The organism is Bradyrhizobium sp. CCBAU 11361, assembly GCF_028128935.1.
Classification (GTDB): Bacteria; Pseudomonadota; Alphaproteobacteria; order Rhizobiales; family Xanthobacteraceae; genus Bradyrhizobium; species Bradyrhizobium niftali.
Map to the genome: position 1 here is coordinate 148,311 of NZ_LBJZ01000198.1, position 20,162 is coordinate 168,472.

The 20,162-nt window shown below is 64.7% G+C and carries 18 protein-coding genes; 11 read left to right on the forward strand and 7 right to left on the reverse strand.

Going from position 1 to position 20,162, the window contains the following annotated elements; translation table 11 throughout:
- Positions 1–34 precede the first annotated feature (34 nt).
- A complete protein-coding gene (locus XI08_RS40545) occupies positions 35–817 on the forward strand; it encodes an SDR family NAD(P)-dependent oxidoreductase (RefSeq protein WP_271578729.1) in 783 nt (260 codons plus the stop codon).
- A gap of 159 nt (positions 818–976) precedes the next feature.
- Here the strand turns inward: XI08_RS40545 and XI08_RS40550 are convergent, their stop codons facing one another.
- From XI08_RS40550 to XI08_RS40565, 4 genes are all read right to left on the reverse strand, one after another.
- Entirely contained in the window at positions 977–1,771 is a 795-nt protein-coding gene (locus tag XI08_RS40550; RefSeq protein WP_271578730.1) for an IclR family transcriptional regulator, read from the reverse strand.
- 18 nt (positions 1,772–1,789) lie between these two features.
- Entirely contained in the window at positions 1,790–3,523 is a 1,734-nt protein-coding gene (locus XI08_RS40555; RefSeq protein WP_271578731.1) for an FAD-dependent oxidoreductase, read from the reverse strand.
- Positions 3,524–3,530: 7 nt separating this feature from the next.
- Positions 3,531–4,745, reverse strand: a complete 1,215-nt coding sequence (locus tag XI08_RS40560; protein ID WP_271578732.1) for an ABC transporter substrate-binding protein — start codon at positions 4,743–4,745, stop codon at positions 3,531–3,533.
- Between the two features lie 153 nt (positions 4,746–4,898).
- Complete coding sequence (locus XI08_RS40565; protein ID WP_271578733.1) at positions 4,899–5,060, reverse strand: hypothetical protein; 162 nt, start codon at positions 5,058–5,060, stop codon at positions 4,899–4,901.
- Positions 5,061–5,103: 43 nt separating this feature from the next.
- Between XI08_RS40565 and XI08_RS40570 the strand changes: the two genes are divergently transcribed.
- On the forward strand, positions 5,104–6,405 hold the full coding sequence (locus tag XI08_RS40570; protein WP_271578734.1) for an MFS transporter: 1,302 nt from the start codon (positions 5,104–5,106) through the stop codon (positions 6,403–6,405).
- A 6-nt stretch (positions 6,406–6,411) separates the two neighbouring features.
- Here XI08_RS40570 and XI08_RS40575 read toward each other — a convergent pair whose 3' ends face one another.
- The gene (locus XI08_RS40575; RefSeq protein WP_271578735.1) at positions 6,412–7,902 is read right to left on the reverse strand and encodes a hypothetical protein; all 1,491 of its coding nucleotides are present in this window, start codon (positions 7,900–7,902) and stop codon (positions 6,412–6,414) included.
- A 246-nt stretch (positions 7,903–8,148) separates the two neighbouring features.
- Here XI08_RS40575 and XI08_RS40580 point away from each other — a divergent pair, with 246 nt between their 5' ends.
- From XI08_RS40580 to XI08_RS40615, 8 genes are all read left to right on the forward strand, one after another.
- Entirely contained in the window at positions 8,149–9,498 is a 1,350-nt protein-coding gene (locus tag XI08_RS40580) for an ABC transporter substrate-binding protein (RefSeq protein WP_271578736.1), read from the forward strand.
- A gap of 76 nt (positions 9,499–9,574) precedes the next feature.
- A complete protein-coding gene (locus tag XI08_RS40585) occupies positions 9,575–10,465 on the forward strand; it encodes an ABC transporter permease (RefSeq protein WP_271578737.1) in 891 nt (296 codons plus the stop codon).
- Positions 10,462–11,352 carry an ABC transporter permease gene (locus XI08_RS40590; RefSeq protein WP_271578738.1) on the forward strand — a complete coding sequence of 297 codons (891 nt, stop codon included), beginning with the start codon at positions 10,462–10,464 and terminating at the stop codon, positions 11,350–11,352. Before XI08_RS40585 ends, XI08_RS40590 begins: the two co-directional genes overlap by 4 nt.
- Before the next feature lie 7 nt (positions 11,353–11,359).
- Positions 11,360–12,466: an ABC transporter ATP-binding protein gene (locus tag XI08_RS40595; protein WP_271578739.1), complete on the forward strand. Its 1,107-nt coding sequence runs from the start codon at positions 11,360–11,362 to the stop codon at positions 12,464–12,466.
- 21 nt (positions 12,467–12,487) lie between these two features.
- A complete protein-coding gene (locus tag XI08_RS40600; RefSeq protein ID WP_271578740.1) occupies positions 12,488–12,979 on the forward strand; it encodes a (2Fe-2S)-binding protein in 492 nt (163 codons plus the stop codon).
- 2 nt (positions 12,980–12,981) lie between these two features.
- A complete protein-coding gene (locus XI08_RS40605) occupies positions 12,982–15,369 on the forward strand; it encodes a xanthine dehydrogenase family protein molybdopterin-binding subunit (RefSeq protein WP_135175688.1) in 2,388 nt (795 codons plus the stop codon).
- An 11-nt stretch (positions 15,370–15,380) separates the two neighbouring features.
- Entirely contained in the window at positions 15,381–16,178 is a 798-nt protein-coding gene (locus XI08_RS40610; protein WP_271578741.1) for an FAD binding domain-containing protein, read from the forward strand.
- Positions 16,179–16,193: 15 nt separating this feature from the next.
- The gene (locus tag XI08_RS40615) at positions 16,194–17,684 is read left to right on the forward strand and encodes an amidase (protein WP_271578742.1); all 1,491 of its coding nucleotides are present in this window, start codon (positions 16,194–16,196) and stop codon (positions 17,682–17,684) included.
- Between the two features lie 16 nt (positions 17,685–17,700).
- On the opposite strand, the gene XI08_RS40620 is transcribed toward XI08_RS40615, so the two are convergent.
- Both XI08_RS40620 and XI08_RS40625 read right to left on the reverse strand, forming a co-directional pair.
- Complete coding sequence (locus tag XI08_RS40620) at positions 17,701–17,997, reverse strand: hypothetical protein (RefSeq protein ID WP_271578743.1); 297 nt, start codon at positions 17,995–17,997, stop codon at positions 17,701–17,703.
- A 195-nt stretch (positions 17,998–18,192) separates the two neighbouring features.
- The gene (locus XI08_RS40625) at positions 18,193–19,092 is read right to left on the reverse strand and encodes a LysR substrate-binding domain-containing protein (RefSeq protein WP_027546931.1); all 900 of its coding nucleotides are present in this window, start codon (positions 19,090–19,092) and stop codon (positions 18,193–18,195) included.
- Between the two features lie 212 nt (positions 19,093–19,304).
- Between XI08_RS40625 and XI08_RS40630 the strand changes: the two genes are divergently transcribed.
- On the forward strand, positions 19,305–20,096 hold the full coding sequence (locus XI08_RS40630; protein WP_271578744.1) for a fumarylacetoacetate hydrolase family protein: 792 nt from the start codon (positions 19,305–19,307) through the stop codon (positions 20,094–20,096).
- Positions 20,097–20,162 lie beyond the last annotated feature (66 nt).

The window sequence follows — 20,162 nt, forward strand, 5'->3', positions numbered from 1 at the left end:
CCTGCTGTCTAAGCAGCTATTCTGGAGTGAGACTATGAAACTATCCGGCAAGGTCGCCGCCATCACCGGCGCGGCGCGCGGCATCGGCAAGGCCTGCGCAAAGAGATTCCTGGACGACGGCGTCAAGGTCGTCATCTCGGACGTCGATGCCGAGGGCCTCGCCGCGACGGCTGCCGAGCTTGGGCGGCCGGATGCCTTGCGCACCGTCCCCGGCAACGTCGCCAAGCGTGCCGACGTCGACCAGCTCGTTGCGACCGCCGTGAAAGAGTTCGGCCGGCTCGACATCATGGTCAACAATGCAGGCGTCGCCCGCAACCAGAACATCCTTGATATCTCCGAGCAGGATTTTGACGAAATCATCGCCATCAATCTGAAAGGCGCGTTCTTCGGCGTGCAGGCGGCGTCGAAGCAAATGATCGCGCAAGGCAGCGGTGGCGGGGTCATCATCAACATGTCCTCGGTCAATGCGCTGCTGGCGATCCCGACGCTTGCGACCTATGCCATCTCCAAGGGCGGCATGAAGCAGCTCACCTCGGTTGCTGCCGTCGCGCTGGCCCCGCACAACATCCGCGTCGTGGCGGTCGGGCCGGGCACCATCCTGACCGACATGGTGGCGTCTTCCATCTACACCTCGGAGGATGCCCGCAAGACCGTGATGTCACGCACGCCAGCCGGCCGCGGCGGTGAGCCGAGCGAGGTTGCCTCCGTGGTTGCGTTCCTGGCCAGCGACGATGCGTCCTACATCACGGGGCAGACGATCTATCCGGACGGCGGCCGGCTGATCCTGAACTACACGGTGCCGGTGAAGGAGAGGTAGGAAGGCGGCCCATTCTCGCTGTCATCGCCCGGCTTGACCGGGCGATCCAGTACTCCGTGACGTCTGCGATTGAACCGAAGGGCTGCAGCGTACTGGATGCCCCGCTTTCGCGGAGCATGACAGCGGTGGTTGTGTGGGGCAACGTGGCAACGCGAGGCCTCACTCCGCCGCAACCGTGATCCCGCAGCCCAGCCGCTTCGAGATGGCGCCGGCGCAGTCGCGCAAGGCATGCGCGATCGGGCTGTCCCAGCGCGCATCGAACGTGCCTTCCGGTCCCATCGCGGTGATGACCAGTGCGACATGGCCGGCGTGATCGAACACCGGTGCAGAGAATGCATTGACGCCGGGCAGGGGATCGCCGAGCGCGCGGGCGAGGCCGTGCTTGCGGACTTCAGCCAGCATGTCGGCGACCTTCGCGCCTTTCACCGCCCGCTTCGGATTGTAGCCGACGCCGTGACGGTCGAGGCCGCTGTCGAGCGCGGCATTGATGGTTTTCTCCGGCAGGAAGGCCGCGAAGGCACGGCCGGTCGCGGTCTCCAGCAGCGCCATCACAGAGCCGGCCCGCATCACGATGTGCACCGGCTGGCCCGGCTCCTCTAACTGCACCACGGTCGGACCATGCGTGCCCCAGACGGCCAGCGAGACCGCGTGGCCGATCTGGCTCGCAAGCGCCGCGATCTTTGGTCCGGCGATGCGCACGCCGGAGAGGCGGCGCAGGCTGATGAGGCCGAGTTCCAGCGCCAGCGCGCCGATCTCGTAGCGGCCGGTGGTCTCGTCCTGCTCGATCAGCCCGATGCGCGAGAAACTGGCGAGATAGGGGTGCGCCTTGGCCGGCGTCATGCCGGCCTCGCGCGCGAGGTCGCGCAGCATCATCGGCTCGCCGCTGCGGGCGAGGGCGCGGAGCAGTTCTCCGCCGACCTCGATCGATTGGATGCCGCGGCTTTCTCTCTTCATGCGCCTCCTGGCGTACGATTACGCCGCGTTGCGCTTGGCGGCGCTTTCGGCGAGATGACGGCCGGCAATGTAGCCGAAGGTCAGCGCCGGCCCAAGGGTGATGCCGGCGCCGGGATAATTGCCGCCCATGATGCTCGCCATGTCGTTGCCGGCGGCGTAGAGCCCGGGAATGGCCCGGCCTTCGGCGTCGAGCGCCCGCGCGTTCTCGTCGGTGACGATGCCGGCATAGGTGCCGAGGTCGCCGATCACCATCTTGATGGCGTAGAACGGGCCGTTCTCGATCGGCGCGACGCACGGATTGGGGCCGTGCAGCGCATCGCCCTGGTAGCGGTTGTAGGCCTTCGAACCCTTGCCGAAAGCGGCATCGTGTCCCAGCGGCGCGGTCGCATTGAACTGCCTGACGGTCGCGGCGAAGGCCGTGGCGTCGATGCCGGCTTGCGCCGCGAGCGCCTCTAACGTGTCGCCGCGCATGAGGTAGCCGGTCTTGAGGTGATGGCCGGTCGGCATCGGGAAGGGCGGCACGCAGCCGAGGCCGTATTTCCGCAGCGTCTTGTGATCGCAGACGAGGAAGGCCGCGATCTCCTCGCCGGGCTTGGCCGCCTTGACCATGGCCTGGACGAAGTCGTGGTAGGAATTGCCTTCATTGGCAAACCGCCTGCCGTCGCGCATCACCGCGATCACGCCGGGCTTGGCGCGGTCGATGAAATGCGGCATCACGCCCTTCGAGCCGTCCTTGCGCGTAGTGAGCGACACCGGCACCCAGGCCGCGGCATTCGGCAGACGGTCCTCGACATGTCCGCCGGCGCTTTCCGCAAGGCGCAAGCCGTCACCGGTGTTGCCGGTGGGGCCCGGCGAATAGTGCTCATTGCCGGTCGGCGCATGCGGAAACATTTTCTTGCGGCGTTCGACGTCATGCGGAAAGCCGCCGCAGGCGAGCACGACGCCTTGTCTTGCGCGAATGCGTATATCTCGCCCGTCGCGGGTGACGACGGCGCCGGTGACAGTGCCACTCTCGACCGTCAGCTCGCGCACGGGAGAGGACAACCACATCGGAATCTTGAGATCGAGCGCCGATTTGGCCAGCCGTCCCGCCAGAGCGTTGCCATTGGTCAGCGTCATGCCGCGGCCGTAGCGCAGCACGTCCATCAGATGCCGCGACAGGCGCTTTGCGACATAGACCGCGGAGGTCAGCGATTTCGTCACCCGCATGAAATGGATGATCTCCTTGCCGGAGCCCAACATCATGCCGAACACGGTGAGTTCGGGCAGCGGCATGCCGAGGGTCTTGATCTGCTCGCCGAGTTCGCGGCCGTCGAACGGGCGCGTCACCATGGAGCGGCCGCCCTGCGCGCCGCCGGGCGCTTCGGCGTGATAGTCCGGGAACACCAGCGGCATGTCGAAGCGCAGGGCGGTCTTGGTGGTGAAGAAATCCACCGCCTCGGGACCGGCGCTCAGGAACGCATCGACGCGCGCGGCGTCGAAATTATTGCCGGCCTCGTGCCGCAGATATGTGCGGGCCTGCTCCGGCGTCTCCTCGATGCCGTAGGCCTTCGCTAGCGAGGTGCCGGGGATCCAGAGCCAGCCGCCGGAACGGGCGGTGGTGCCACCGAAACGCGGCTCCTTCTCGACGATCAGCACGTCGAGGCCGCGATAGCGCGCCGTGATCGCCGCCGACATGCCGGAGGCGCCTGATCCGGCGACGAGCACATCGCACTCGTAAGTCTCAATTGCGTTGCGCTCGTTGCCGGTCATGCGGGCCTCACTTCTTCAGCAGCGGACATTTGGACTCGGAGACCGGACGGAAGGCGTCCTCGCCCTTCACCGTCTTGATGATCTCCAGGTAATCCCAGGGTTCCCTGGACTGCTCGGGCGACTTCACCTTGGCCAGATACATGTCGCGGATGACGCGGCCGTCCTCGCGCAACTTGCCGCCATGGACGAAGATATCCTCGATCGGCAGCTCGCGCATCTTGGCCATCACCTTGGCGGGATCGTCGGTGCCGGCCGCCTTGATGCCTTTCAGGTAGTGCAGCACCGAGCCGTAGACGCCGGTGTGGATCATGGTCGGCATCACCTTGGTGCGCTCGTAGAACTTCTTCGACCAGGCGCGGGTTGCCTCGTCCATGTTCCAGTACGCGGCCGTGGTCATGTAGGTGCCCTGCGCGGCCTTGAGGCCGATTGCGTGCACGTCGGTGTCGAACATCAACAGGCCGACGAGCTTCTGGCCGCCCTGGACCAGGCCGAACTCGCCGGACTGCTTGATGGCGTTGTCGGTGTCCTGGCCGGCCTTGGCGAAGGCGACGACGTCGGATTTCGAGCTCTGTGCCTGGAGGGCGAAGGACGAGAAGTCCGCGGTATTGGTCGGGTGCTTCACGCCACCAAGCACCTTGCCGCCCATCTCGTTGATGAAGCGCGTGGCGTCCTTCTCGAGCTGCTGGCCGAAGGCGTAGTCGGCGGTGACGAAGTACCAGGATTTTCCGCCCTCCTTGATCACGGCGGAGGCGGTCACCTTCGACAGGGCGTAGGTGTCGTAGGTGAAATGCACGGTGTTGGGGCTGCACAGCTCGTCCGTCAGCGAGCTCGCGCCGGGACCGGAGAGCAGGGCGATCTTGTTGCGCTCCCGTACCATGTTGTGGACGGCAATCGCGATGCCGGAATTGGGGATGTCGACGACGGCGTCGACCTTGCCGTTGTCGAACCAGCCGCGCACGATCTGCACGCCGACGTCGGTCTTCATCTGGTGGTCGGCGCTGATGATCTCGATCGGCTTGCCGAGCACGGTCGGTCCGAATTCCTCGACCGCCATTTTCGCGGCTTCGACCGATCCCGGCCCGCTGTTGTCGCGGCCCCAGCTCGACAGATCCGTCAGCACGCCGATCCGCACCGCATCGTCGGAGACCTGCGCGATCGCGGTCGACGTCATGGCAGCCGAAGTCATGGCCGCGAGCATGGCGCAGGCCAAAAACCCTCTCATCGTCGTTCCCTCTCTTTGGTGGGCCGCTTGGCGCGGCCGATTATCCTGGCGATAAATTAGATATTAGCGAATGAATTTGTCAATGGCGAATTGTAGCCCGGAAAGTTCCGCTGTGCTGGCGGACGACGGGAACCGCAACTGCCTCAACACCCGTCATTGCGAGCGCAGCGAAGCAATCCAGACTTTTTCCGTGGAGGCAGTCTGGATTGCTTCGTCGCAAGGGCTCCTCGCAATGACGGTGTTGATGCAGTTGTGCGCCACCATTCCCGCTGTGGTCATCGCCAGAAGCAACACCCCGCAGGTTGCAACCGCCATCGCGATTGGCCATGATGCCGCCCAGGAATCTTTGGGGCATGGAATGACGGCAGCAACGGGGGTCTCCGGCGCGACGGAGAGATCGACGACGGCGCATGTGGTGTGGGCGAGCGCGCTCGGCACCGCGATCGAGTGGTACGACTTCCTGATCTACGGCACGGCGGCGGCGCTGGTGCTCAACAAGCTGTTCTTTCCGAGCTTCGATCCGTTCGTCGGCACGCTCGCGGCGTTCTCGACCTATGCGGTCGGCTTCGTGGCGCGGCCGATCGGCGGCGCGATCATCGGGCACTATGGCGACCGGCTCGGCCGCAAGACGATGCTGGTCGCGACCATGATCGCGATGGGGCTCGGCACCTTCCTGATCGGCTGCCTGCCGACCTACAGCCAGATCGGCGTGTGGGCGCCGATCCTGCTCATCATCCTGCGCTTCGTCCAGGGCATCGGGCTCGGCGGCGAATGGAGCGGGGCGGTCGTCATGGTGATCGAACATGCCGGCAATCGCCGCGGCTTCTACGGCAGCCTGGTGCAGATCGGCTTTCCTGTCGGTGTTGCTGCATCCACCGGCATCTTCGCCCTGATGACGCAACTGCCCGAGGCCGACTTTTTGAGCTGGGGCTGGCGCGTGCCGTTCTGGATCAGCATTCTGCTGGTCGGCGTCGGCTTCATCGTGCGGCTAAGGCTTGCGGAGACACCGCACTTCAAGGAGGTGGTCGAGCGCAAGGAGGTGCTGGCGCAGCCGGTACTGGAAGTGCTGCGCCGCGACTGGCGCAGTTTTCTGCTCGCGATCGGCATCACGGTCTCGGAGGTCGGGCTGGCTTATCTCCTCACCGTCTTCACTGTGCTCTACGCCACGACGAAGCTCGGCCTGCCGCGGCAAGTGATCCTGAATGCCGTCGTTTACGCTGCGATCGTCGAGTTCGCGACGCTGCCGCTCGCCGGCTGGCTCTCCGATATCTTCGGCCGCAAGGCGCTGTATCTCGCCGGCGGCGTGTTCTCGGTGGCGCTGGCGTTTCCGCTGTTCTGGTTCCTCGACACCAGGGACCCGGCGCTGATCACGCTCGCGCTCGTGGTCACGATGACGCTGACGCATGCGCTGCTGTTCGGACCGAAGGCCGCGTTCATGCCGGAACTGTTCCGCACCCAGGTGCGATACAGCGGCGCATCGCTTGGTGCCAACGTCGCGGCCGCGCTCAGCGGCGGCTTCTCGCCGTTGATCGCAACCGCGCTGCTCGCATGGGCCGGCTCGTATTGGGCGGTGTCGGTCTACATCATCGCGCTGTCGATCATCACGATCATAGCGACGCTGATGGCGCCGGAGACGGCGCGCGACGCGCTGAAATCCTGAGAGCGGCTAACTACAGGCACGATTCGCGGCCGCTGGAAACACCAGGAAGGTGATGGTCGCCGGCGCAAGCCGGATCGCTCCCGCAGGCGTTGCGCGCGGCTCAAGTCGGGGCAGTTCGTCATCAGCACTCAGCGCGAGTGTCTTGCCGTTCAGCTGCACGGTCGCGTCTTGCGGCCACGTCGCATGCAACGTGTAACTCTCGACGGGGTGTGACAGCGTCAGGGTGGATGGTTCTTGCCGCGACGCGTTGATCGCGAGCACGGACACGGCGCCCCGCATGCCCGGATGGCAATGCGCGTAGAGATGGAGATCTGGCGCGGCGACTGCGTTCGCGTCGAGCACTGTCGTGCCCATCAACCGATGCCAGAGCAGCGCGCCCCAATAACTGGGCCGCGGGCGGAACATCTTCTCGTCCAGCAATCCGTAATCGCTCGCGGCCAGCGTGTTGTGCGTCACCACTTGAACGCCAGCCTTGGCCAGGCGTCCGAGCTGGTCGAGATAGCGGAACGTGTCGAGGAAAGTCTTGTCCCAGCGATTGCCGCCGCAGGCGGCGTCCGCGGTTTCCGTCAGCCAGATCGGCTTGTCCGGCGCGAATTCGTCGCGCAGCGATTTGTAAGTCGATAGCGCGGCATCGGTGCGGGCAAGCCACGCTTCGGACAGCGCGCCTGACGGCTCATCGCGGCCGCCGCAGCGCGGCGAGATCGTGTTGTAGTGATGATAGGCGAAGCGATCGACACCGGAGCCTGAGCCGGCGAGCAGGTCGCGCGTGCGGAGCCCGGACGCGTCGGCGGAAGCGGTGTCGCCGACCGAGCCTGGTCCGACGATCAGCGTCCCCGGCGCGGCGCGTAGCATCCACTCGTGAAATATCCCGACATCCCGGACATAAGCCTTCGCATCGTATCCAGGCGGCGCACCGTTCGTCGCCGCGAGCGTCGGCTCGTTCATGAATTCGGCGGCGGCGATGTGGCCGCTCAGCGAACGCGTATAGTCGATCAGCCGTTGCGCCTGATCCGGCCTCCAAAGGCCATCCGCATCGCGGCTGCCCGGGCTGATGGCAAAGGAGGTGACGATCTCCGCATCGACCGTGCGCGCAAAGTCGACGACGCCGCGCCACTGCGCGCGGCTTAGCACCGCGTTGAATCCCGATGGCGGCGCGGCTGGCGCACTCTCGGTGTCGGCGAAGAATGTCGCATTGGCCCAGGTGCCGCTCACGCGCAGATACGCCGGCGCCAACGCCGCCGCGAGCTTGCGCAGACGCGTGTTTCCGAGATCGATCGGAGGTCTGTAGCTGTAGCGATCCTTGTCGGCCGGCGCGCGCATCGTTTGCGGATAAGGCTTCCAGAACCGCCCGCCGGTCACCTCCACCATCTCGATGTTGTAGGACTGAAAGCGGGGATCGATGGTACCGATCGCTTGCAGCCCTGCCGGCGCGAGCGAGACCGCGCCGGCATGCGCCGCGCACGATGTTCCGGCAGCGAGCAGCGCAAGGCTTGTCACACGTGCCGCGTGACAAAGCCCGCCGCGTTGAATTCGCCGTCTTGTATGCACGTCCTGACGCCTTCTTATGCGTGCTGCCAAAAGCAAATGCAGCCGCCCGAACCATTAGCCCCCCTTATAACGCGAATTTTTACTTCCAATTTTACTTCGCAAAATCCCGCCCATAGCCTCGCGCGCAACTAATCAATTCCGCAGCCGGTCAATGGCGACCGGTGCGAGCGTTCATTGTAGCCAACGAGGGTTGCCATGCTTGACAGGGACAAGGGAACATCTGCGGCCGATCCGTCGGAGACCGGGGACGTACGGCAGAAAAAGCTGAGCCGCCGCACGCTGTTGAAGGGGGCGGCCGTGGTCGCCGGCGCCGCCGCAGGATCGGACGCGATCCGCGGCTTCCCGACGATCTGGGCGCAGGAGATCAAGGACATCGAACTGCGCCATGTCGGCGTCTCCTACTCGGTGGTGAAGGCGATCGGTGACCAGGCCGCCAAGGATCTCGGCTTCAAGGTGACGATGCAGAACCTCGACACCTCCGCTGCCATCAATCGCTTCATAAGCCAGGCTAATACGGTCGATATTGCCGATCTCGAGGGCTGGCAGGCCAAGCTCGCCGCCAAGCGTGCCGTGATCCAGGGCATCGAGGTCAAGAAGATCAAGGAATTCGACAACATCCTGCCGATCTTCACCAAGGGCGAGATCGACGGCCACAAGATCCCGCGCCAGGGCATCTCGCCCTACGAGGCCATGTACATCTCCAAGCCCGACTCGACCGATCTGCATGACGGCGTCACCGAATGGGCGACCTTCCTGCCCCAGGTCTACAACGCCGATTCCATCGGCTATCGCCCCGATCTCGTTGGCCATGAAGTCACCGAGTGGAAGGACCTGATCGACCCGAAGTTCAAGGGCAAGGCTGCGATCCTCGACGTGCCCGCGATCGGCATCATGGACGCCGCGCTCTGCTTCGAAAGCGCGGGCCTGATCAAGTACGGCAACAAAGGCAACATGACGAAGGAGGAGATCGACTTCACCTGCAACAAGCTGATCGAGCTAAAGAAGCAGGGCCAGTTCCGCGCGACCTGGACCACCTTCGACCAGTCGGTGCAGCTCATGGCGGCGGGCGAAGTGGTCATCCAGTCGATGTGGTCGCCGGCGGTCGCTGCGGTTCGCGTGAAGGAGATTCCCTGCGTCTATGCGCCGGTCAACGTCAAGAACGGCAAGGAAGGCTATCGCGGCTGGTGCAACGGCATGGGCCTGATGAAGCATCTCTCCGGCAAGAAGCTCGATGCGGCCTACGAATATCTCAACTGGTATCTGTCGGGCTGGCAGGGCGGCTTCGTCGCGCGCTACGGCTATTACAGCCCGGTGCCGTCGACCGCGAAGAAATTCCTCACCCCTGCCGAATGGGCATTCTGGTACGAGGGCCAGCCCGCGCCTGAGGTTGTCAACGATCCCTACGGCGTCGCGATGGAGAAGGCCGGCACCAAGCGTGACGGCGGCTCGTTCCTCGACCGCGTCAAGAACATCTCGTGCTGGAACACGCTGATGGACGAGGCGGCCTACATGAACAAGCGCTGGAACGACTTCAAGGTGGCCTGAAACCTGCTTTCCCTGATGCAGCGAGGCGCCGGCGCGCGAACCGCGCCGGCGCGAGAAGACCGACTTCGAGGCCGATATGCAGCCAAGTCTTAGTCCAGCTCGAACTCCGGCACGCGCCAATCTCGCCGGCTGGCTCTACGTTTCACCACTGGTTCTGGTGCTCGTGCCATTTTTCGTGGCGCCGATCCTGGTCGTGCTGGCCGCGAGCTTCTTTGCGACGGACGGCTTCGGTGGGCTGACGCCGGGCTTCACACTCGCGAGCTATGTCGAGGTCCTGCATTCGGCGCTGACGCTGAAGCTGTATCTGGCGACCATCAAGTTCACGGTGCTGACGTGGATCTTCACCCTGATCATCGGCTTCTTCGTCGCCTATTTCCTGGTGTTCCACGTCCGTAACCCGTTGCTGGCGATCGGCCTGTTCCTGCTGTGCACGGTGCCGTTCTGGACCTCGAACATCATCCGGATGATTTCGTGGATCCCGTTGCTCGGCAAGGAAGGCCTGATCAACCAGGCGCTGCTGGCAATGGGCGTAATCCGGCAGCCGCTGGAAGTGCTGCTGTTCTCCGACCTCGCGGTGGTCATCGCCTATGTCCACCAGCTCACGATCTTCATGATCGTGCCGATCTTCAATTCCATGGCGCGGATCGACAAGAAGCTGATCGAGGCCGCCATCGATGCGGGCGCCAGCCGATTCGACATCATGCGCCTGATCGTGGTGCCGATGTCCAAGAGCGGCATCGCGCTCGGTACCATCTTCGTGGTGTCGATCGTGATGGGCGACTTCTTCGTGGTCAAGGTGATGTCCGGCGGCGGCTCGGCCTCGGTGGTCAGCGCGTTCTACGAGGACGTCGGCGTGCTGCAATACCCGACCGCCGCGGCGAGCGCCGTGTTGCTGACGCTGGTGCTGGTCGCGATCGTCTCCCTGATCCTGCGCACCGTGGACATCAGGCAGGAGATCACGCGATGAGCGCGGTTCTCGCCGGCATGCCCGAGACGGTCGCGCCCGCGACCACCAAGGCAATCGCGCCGAGCCGCGGGCAGCGGCCCTGGACGTTCTACGTGCTGGCGACGCTGTTCGCGCTTTACGTGATCGCACTCTACGGTCCGATGTTCTGCATCTATATCCTGTCGTTCCAGGACATTCGCGGCGGACTTGTGTTTCCGATGAAGGGCCACTCGCTGCACTGGTTCGTCGATCTCTTCACCCAGGTGCGGACCGGCGACGTCAAGGGCTCGTTCGACCGTTCGATCAAGCTGGCGGTCATCGTCACCATCATCACGGTGGTGGTCTCGTTCCTGGCCGGCCTCGGCTTCCGCAAGCGTTTTCGCGGCGACACCATCGTCTTCTACATGATGATCGGCAGCCTGGTTGCGCCCGGCCTCGTGCTCGGCCTCGGCACCGGGCTCCTGTTCCAGGCGCTCGAGCTGAACGCGAGCTGGTACACCTCGGCGCTCGGCGCGCAGCTGTCCTGGACGCTGCCGTTCGGCGTGCTCGTGATGTTCGCGGTGATGTCGCGCTTCAACCGTGTCTGGGAGGAGGCGGCCTACGACTTGGGGGCCAGCCGCTGGCAGTCGGTCCGGCTGGTGATGATTCCGGTGCTCGCGCCCGGCCTCGTCGCGGTCGCGCTGTTCGGTTTCACGCTGTCTTACGACGAGTTCGCACGCAGCCTGCAGACGGCGGGTTCGTTGAACACGCTGCCGCTGGAAATCTGGAGCATGACGCTGAACGTCACTTCGCCCTCACTTTACGCGCTCGGCACGGTGACGACCGTGGTCTCCTTTGTCGTGATCGGTGCAAGCCTCGGCAGCATCGTGTTGATCCAGAAGAAGCGCAGCAGCAGCGCAAAAGGTTGAGCTTGGAATGAAGAGCGATCGCGGCGATATCGAACTGGCGGGTGTCTGCAAGAGCTTTGATGGCGCGACCTACGTGGTCGACGGCGTCAACCTCAAGATTGCCGACGGCGCCTATTGCTGCTTCATCGGTCCCTCCGGTTGCGGCAAGACCACGATCTTGCGGATGATCGCCGGGCATGAAGACCCGACCGCGGGCGAGATCGTGATCGGTGGACAGAATGTCGTCGGCCTCGCGCCGGTGCAGCGGCGCACCGCGATGATGTTCCAATCCTACGCGCTGTTCCCGCACCTCACGGTACGCGAGAACATCGCCTTTGCGCTGCGTGTGCGCGGCATGTCCAAGGCCGACCGGCTGCGTGCGGCGGATGCCATGATCGAGAAGGTGCGGCTGACGCAGTTCGCCGACCGCCTTCCGGCGCAGCTCTCCGGCGGCCAGCAGCAGCGTGTGGCGCTGGCGCGCGCGGCGATCACCGAGCCGCGGGTGTTGCTGCTCGACGAGCCGCTCTCGGCGCTCGATGAGCAGCTTCGCGTGCAGATGCGCCAGGAGTTGCGGCGGATGCAGCAGGAGCTCGGCATCACCTTCATCCACGTCACCCATACCCAGCTCGAGGCGATCGCGCTCGCTGACCTTGTGGTGGTGATGGAGCAAGGCAAGATCAAGCAGGCAGGCGCCGCCCGCGACGTCTACGCTCACCCCCATGACCGCTATGTCGCCGAATTCATGGGCGGACAGAACGTGCTGTCGGGACGGGTCGAAAAGGTCAATGGCGCGAGCTTCACGCTGGCGCAGGCCGCGCCCGATGGCATCGAGGTGCCGCTTCAGGCGCGATCCACTGTCAGTGTTGGTGACAAGGTCGAAATCGCCGTGCGCCGCGACGATGTCGCGCTGGTTCGGCCCGGCAAGGACTTGCCGCCGGGCTGCACCACGTCGCTGCCGAGCCGGGTGCTCGCGATCGAATACCAGGGCTACTTCGTCAAGGTCATGCTCGACACCGTGCCGGACGACGAGTTCGTGGCCTATGTGCCGGAAAAGACCTTCTTCGCGGATCCCTTCACCGTCGGCGATGTCGTGATGGCCACATGGGCCACCGGCAGCGCCCTTCCACTCGCCTAGAGACCCGTCGCGCACAGGAGTATGACCGTGCAGATATCCTTCACACTCAACGGCCGGCCCACCATCGTGGACGTCGAACCGGCGACGCTCGTCGCCGAGCTCCTGCGCGAGCAGCTCAACCTCACCGGCACCCATATCGGCTGCGATACCAGTCAGTGCGGCGCCTGCGTAGTGCACCTCAACGGTCTTCCCGTGAAGAGCTGCACGCTGCTGGCGCCGGCCCTCGACGGCGCGACGCTGCTCACCATCGAGGGTCTGCAAGGTGCCCCCGGTTCGAACCGGATGCATCCCATGCAGGAGGCATTTCGCGAGCATCACGGCCTGCAATGCGGCTTCTGCACGCCGGGCATGCTGATGACCGCGGTGGCACTGGCCACCGAGAAGCCGGACCTGACGGAGGCTGACGTCCGCCACGGCCTCGAAGGCAACATCTGCCGCTGCACCGGCTACCAGAACATCGTCGTCTCGGTTATGGCCGGCGCTGCCGCCATGAACGCCGCCAAGGGAGAGTGACCATGGGCAATGTGATCGGCATTGGCGCCTCACCGAAGCGCAAGGAGGACCAGCGCTTCCTGACCGGGCGCGGCAATTACGTCTCCGACATCAAGCGACCCGGCATGACCGCGGGCGTTTTCGTGCGCTCGCCGCATGGGCATGCGATCCTGCGCGGCATCGACAAGAGCGCGGCACTGGCCTCGTCGGGTGTCATTGCGGTCCTGACCGGGGATGACGTCGCCGACGATGGACTTGGCTCGCTGCCCTGCGGTTGGGGCATCACGGACGCCAAGGGCGTCCCGATGAAAGAGCCGCCATTTCCGATGCTCGCGCAGGACAAGGTGCGTTTCGTCGGCGACATGGTCGCCTTCGTCATAGCCGAGACGCCGGAACAGGCCAATGCGGCGGCGGAGCTTTTGAAGATCGATTACGAGGTGCTGCCTTCGGTCGTCGGCGTGCTTGAAGCGGTGCGGCCCGGTGCGCCGCAATTGTTCGACGACGTGCCGAACAATATCTGCTGCGATTGGGAGCTCGGCGACAAGGCCGCGGTCGAAGCCGCGTTCCGGAAAGCTGCGCATGTCGCAAAGCTCAGCCTCGTCAACAACCGCCTGATCGGCAATCCGATGGAGCCGCGGGCGGCGATCGCCGAATACGAGCCGGGCACCGATCGATTCACGCTGTGGACCACCAGTCAGTTTCCGCACGTCGTACGCTTCCTGATGGGCGCGCTGGTGCTGAACATTCCGCAGCACAAGCTGCGCGTGGTGGCGCCGGATGTCGGCGGCGGCTTTGGCGTCAAGCAGTTCCACTACGGCGAAGAGGCCGTGATCACCTGGGCTGCCAAGCGCGTGATGCGGCCGATCAAATGGGTGGCGAGCCGCTCGGAGGGCTACGTCTCCGACCGCCACGGCCGCGATCACGTCACCGAGGCCGAGCTCGCACTGGACGAAACCGGAAAATTTCTCGCCTTTCGCGTCAACACGCTGGCCAATATGGGCGGCTATCTCTCGACCTTCGGGCCGAACATCCCGACCAATCTCTACGGCCCCCTGCTCGGCGGCGTCTACACCACGCCCGCGATCTACTGCAACGTGAAGGTGGTCTTCACCAACACCGTGCCTGTTGATGCCTACCGCGGCGCAGGCCGGCCCGAGGCGACCTTCGTGCTGGAGCGTATCGTCGATGTCGCCGCCAGCGAGATGGGGATCGATCGCGTCGAGATTCGCCGCCGCAACATGATCCCGAAGGAGGCCTATCCGTATCAGACGCCGGTTCTGGTGCAGTACGATTCCGGCGATCCGATGGGCTGCCTCGACGGTGCGCTGGTCGCAGCCGACGTCAAGAATTTTGGCATCCGCAAGTCGGAATCGGCGCGCAAGGGCAAGTTCCGCGGGCTCGGCTACTCGACCTATGTCGAGGCCTGCGGCCTTGCGCCGTCGCGTTTCGCGGGACGGCTTGGTGCGCGCGGCGGTCTCTATGAGAGCGCCACGGTGCGCGTGCATCCGACCGGCCAGGTGACGGTCATGATCGGCACGCACAATCACGGCCAGGGCCACGAGACGACGTTCGCGCAGATCGTCTCGGACAAGCTCGGCGTATCCTTCGAGAATGTCGACATCGTGTTCGGCGACACCGATCGCGTCCAGTTCGGCATGGGCACTTACGGCTCGCGCTCCCTGGTGGTCGGCGGCGCCGCGCTGTCGAAGGCGACCGACAAGGTGATCGCCAAGGGCAAGAAGATCGCTTCCCATTTGCTCGAAGCGGCCGAGGCGGACATTCAATTTGAGGCCGGCAAATTCTCGGTGGCAGGCACGGACCGCGCCAAGACGTTCGAGGAGATCGCGGGCGCGGCCTATGTGCCGCACAATTATCCGCTCGAAGTGCTGGAGCCGGGACTGGAGGAGCAGGCCTATTACGATCCCGTCAACTTCACCTATCCCGGCGGCTGCCACATCGCGGAGGTCGAGGTCGATCCGGAGACGGGCACGGTGACTCTCGTGAACTACACGGCGGTGGACGACGTCGGCACGGTCATCAACCCGATGATCGTGGAAGGTCAGTTGCACGGCGGCATCGTGCAGGGTGTCGGCCAGGCGCTGTTCGAGAACGCGGTCTATGATGAAGGCTCGGGCCAGCTGCTGTCGGGCTCGCTGATGGACTACTGCATGCCGCGCGCCGATCATCTGCCGATGATGAAGGTCGCGACCCACTCTACGCTCTGCACGCACACGCCGATGGGCGTGAAGGGCTGCGGCGAGGTCGGCACCATCGGCTCGCCGGCCGCCGTCATCAATGCGGTGGTCGATGCGCTGTCGCATCTTGGCGTCACCCATGTCGACATGCCGGCGACGCCGAACCGGATCTGGCGCCTGCTTCAGAATGCATCGCTGCCGGTCGCCGCGGAATAGGGAGGACAACAATGAAGCCGTTTGCCTATCATCAGCCTGCCCAGATCCCCGAGGCGGCAAAACTGCTGACCTCGATCGAGGACAGCAAGCTCGTCGCCGGCGGCATGACGCTGATCCCGACGCTGAAGCAGAGGCTGGCCAGCCCGGTCGCGCTGGTCGATCTGTCGAAGCTCGGATCGCTGAAAGGTATTGCCGACGACGGCGCCACCATCACCATCGGCGCCATGACGCCGCATGCGGTCGTGGCTGCCTCGAAGCTCGTGCAGACGAAAGTCCCGGGGCTCGCGGCGCTGGCTTCGATGATCGGCGATCCGGCCGTGCGCAGCCGCGGCACCATCGGCGGATCGGTCGCCAACAACGATCCGGCGGCCGACTATCCGGCCGGCGTTCTTGGTCTCGGCGCCACCATCGTCACCAGCACGCGCGAGATCGCGGCAGACAATTTCTTCCTTGGTCTGTTCGAGACGGCGCTTGAACCCGGCGAAATCATCACAGCGATCCGCTTCCCGGTGCCGCTGAGGGCGGGCTACGCGAAATTCAAGGCACCGGCGTCGCGCTATGCGCTGGTCGGCGTCTTCGTCGCGAAATTCGCCGATGGTGTCCGCGTCGCCGTCACCGGCGCTGGGTCAGGCGTGTTTCGGGTGCCGCCGATGGAGGCGGCGCTATCGGAGAATTTTGATCGATCCGCGATCGCGGCGATCAAGATCGACACCGACGGTCTCACCTCCGACATCCATGCCGAAGCCGATTACCGGGCGCATCTCGTCACGGTCATGGCCAAGCGCGCCGTCGACGCGGCGCTCAGCTAGCTTTCAGGGTTGATGATGACTGATGGTTCCGGCCGAACGGCCTTCCCGCCGGCGCCGACTGGCCTTGGCGCGCTTTCTGCAACCGAGATCATGGCCGGCTTCCGGCGCAAGGCGTTCACCCCGCGCGATGTCGTCGATGACACCATCGCCGCGCTTCAAGCGACGAGCGAAGCCTGCAACGCGGTGGTGACGCCGATGTACGAGCAGGCGAGGGCGGATGCTGACCGTCTCACCAGGGAGATGCGTGCGGGCGAGGCCAAGGGGGCGCTCGCCGGCGTGCCGGTCACGATCAAGGATCTCGTCTTTGTCGCAGGCGTGCCGGCCTATGCCGGCTCGCCGATGAACAGGACGTTCGTGCCCGAGGTCGATGCCGCGGTGGTCTCGGCGCTGAAGGCCTCCGGCGCGATCATCACATGCAAGACCACGACCTGCGAGTCCGGTTACAAGCTCACGGCGGACAGTCCCGTTACCGGCACCACGCGCAATCCCTGGAATCCTGGCCGCACCAGCGGCGGGTCGAGTGGCGGTGCGGCGGCGGGCGTGGCCGCCGGTTGCGGGCCGATCGCGATCGGTACCGACGGCGTCGGTTCGATCCGCGTGCCGTCGTCGTTCTGCGGCGTGTTCGGTCTGAAGCCGACCTTCGGCCTGGTGCCGCGTTCGCCCGGCTTCTCACCGCCGTCCTGGGCCTCGCTCGCCCATACCGGGCCGATCACGCGCACGGTTGCGGATGCCGCGCTGACGCTGGAGATCATCGCTGCTTACGATCTGCGCGACCCCGCGAGCCTGCCGGTGTCGCCGCGGCGCTTCGATACCAACGCCGCGCGGCTGAACGGCATCCGCATTGGCGCCAGTGTCGATCTCGGCTATGCCGCGATCAGCCCCGACGTGCGCGCAGCGTTCAACAAGGCGCTCGCCATTCTCGACTCCTGCGGCGCGCAGGTCACCATGGATGGTCCGGGCCTCGATCCCGACATTCTGGAACACACGCTGAAGCCGATCGCGTTTACCGAGCAGGCGGCGGCGGTTGCGACCAAGACCATTGCCGATCTCGAAAGCTCCGAAGCCGATTATCGCGACGTTGTCAGCGCCGGCCGGCATTACAGCGGCACGGACTACATCGAGGCTGGCTACCGTCGTGGCCAGGCGCGTGGTGCTTTCGTGAAGCTGTTCGAGCGCATCGATGCACTGGTGACACCGACGGTCGCTGTGACCGCGTTCGAGGCCGGCCAGATCGGTGTCGGCACGATCGACGGCAGCAAGGTCGATCCGCATCTCGGTTGGTCGCCCTTCACCTGGCCGATCAATCTCGCCGGGCTTCCGGCCGCGACGCTGCCCTGCGGCTTCGACCGCGATGGCCTGCCGATCGGCCTTCAGATCGTGGCGCCGTGGCTCGACGAGCCCACGATCTTCAAGATCGCGGCGGCGTTCGAGCAGGCGCAGCCTTGGTCAAAATTCTGGCCGTCGCTGGCGCTGGGCGAGCAAAGCCTGGTGCATGTCAAGGCGTGAGGAGCCTTGCGAACATCTACGCAGCAGAGTCTATATTCACCAAGACTTCTCCGGCGATGATCTCGGGATCCCCGAGATCGAGGTCGTGCAAGCTTGCTTGAATGAACTCCATCACCTTATCGTTCGCCGCATTGGCGCATTCGCGGTCCTCGAATAGCATCACGGCGACACCAACCCCGTCGCCCCCATCCAGCACATAGTAAGACTTGAAGCCGCGCGACTCCCTCAGGATCTGACCGACGCCGCTTTTGGCGCGGCGGGCAGCATCCGCGACCGAACGAACCTTGGTATATTTTCGAATGAGTATGTACATCAGGCCACCCTTGCGTCTCGGTTCCTCCCCCACGCATCAAAGCATACCGGGCCGCTGCTGGACTAGGGCCTACTTGTGAAATGGGTCAAAAGCGAAGGTCAAAGCAGACGCCCAGCAATGTCCGACCTGCTGCGTGATGGGTGGGCGCAGTTGGGGTCGGCTTCGGGGTATTTTTGACCACCTCTGCGATACACGTCAGGAAAGCTCAATCGGCGCACCGCGGCCGCTGAGCTCTTCGTCGAGGCGCAGATAGTGCGCGAGATAGTCGTGCAGCGCCGTGGCCGCCTTCGACGTCGCGCCGCTGGATTTGTAGAGCAGCAGCTCGATCTTCGGCAGCGGCGGCAGGCCCTCGTTGGGGCCGATCTCGCGCATTGCCGGCACCAGCGCGCTGCGGCCGAGCACGGTGACGGCCATGCCGGCAAAGGCTGCGGCTTGCAGGCCGCCGACGCTTTCGCTGACGCAGGCGATGCGCCAGCGCAGATTCGCACGCTCCAGCGTGTCGATGGCGTAGTCGCGATAGATGTTGCCTGGCGGCAAAAGCGCCAGCGGAATCGGACGTTCCTGGTGTGCGGCGGATTGCTCGCCGGTCATCCAGACCAGTTGCTCGCGCCGCACCACCTGGCCGCCGGTGAAATCGTTCATGCGGGTGACCAGCGCAATGTCGACATCGCCGCGCTTGACGAGCCCGACCAGCGGCGTCGACAGCGCGCAATTGAGTTCGACCTGCACACGCGGGAAGGACTTTCGGAACACGCTGAGGATCGAGGGCAGCATGAACGCCGCATAGAGGTCGGGCGTGCCGAGCACCACCTGGCCTTCGATCTCCTGCGACGCCAGCTGCGAAATCAATTCGTCATGCAACCTCAGGATGGATTTGGCGTAGGTGAGAACCGTTGTGCCGTCGTCGGTCAGCGTCAGCCGGCGGCCGGCATGCTCGAATAGCTGCTTGCCGGTCAATTCCTCCAGCCGCTGCAATTGCAGGGTGATCGCCGGCTGGGTGCGGCCCAGCCGTCGTGCGGTCTCGGTGATGCTGCCGGTCTCGACCACGGAGATCAGCGACCGGAGCATGCGGATATCGAGACTGATGAGGTTCATGCGGCGTCCATGTCGCCCAGAATTTATGCAAGTTCCATGCTAGCAGATTGCGCCAGCCGGCTTGGGGTCCAGGCGGCGCGCACGGCTAGGTCTCATCAATAAGACGATGTCACGTCACGCTCGTCCAGCGTTGCTGGCATACTGAATATCGACTAATCAGCCGGATCGGCGCGCATGAACGCCGACCTGCGAAGCAAAAGGGAGCACAAAAGATGAAAAAGACCACGCGCCGGGATCTGCTCGCAACGGCCGCCGCAGTCACCGCAGCTTCCATCGCGGAGGTCGCGCCGGCCGCAGCGCAGGCCGGACCGAAGCCGATCTTCCCAGTGCCGATGGTCGCGATCCCGATCGTCGGCGAGACCCAAGTGTTCCAGGTTCGCCGCATCTATTGCATCGGGCGCAACTATGCGGCGCATGCGATCGAGCGCGGCTCGGATCCGAACCGCGAGCCGCCGTTCTTCTTCCAGAAGCCGACGGACGCGATCCAGAACGTCGCGGTCGGCGAGGTCGCCGACCATCCCTATCCGTCCCTGACCAAGAATTATCATCACGAGGTCGAGCTGGTTGCCGCGCTGAAATCCGGCGGCACCAACATCCCGGCCGAGAAAGCGCTCGACCACGTCTATGGCTACGCGCTCGGCCTCGACATGACCCGGCGCGATCTCCAGAACGGCATGGCCGCGGAGAAGAAGCCCTGGGAGATCGGAAAGAGTTTTGACCACGCCGCGGTGATCGGCCCGATCCACCCCGCGAGCAAGACCGGCCATTTCGAGAAGGGCGCGATCTCGCTCGCAATCAACGGCACCGTGAAGCAGAGCTCGGATCTCAGCAAGATGATCTGGAGCGTCGCCGAGCAGATCGCAAAGCTCTCGGAAGCGTTCGAGTTGAAGGCCGGCGACATCATCTATTCCGGCACGCCGGAGAATGTCGGCCCGGTGGTGAAGGGCGACGTGCTGCTGTGCAAGCTCGAGGGATTGCCGGACATGTCGATCAAGATCGTCTGATCGTCTTCGCCTCTCCCCGCGTGCGGGGAGAGGCCGGATTGCATCGTCAGATGCAATGCGCATCGC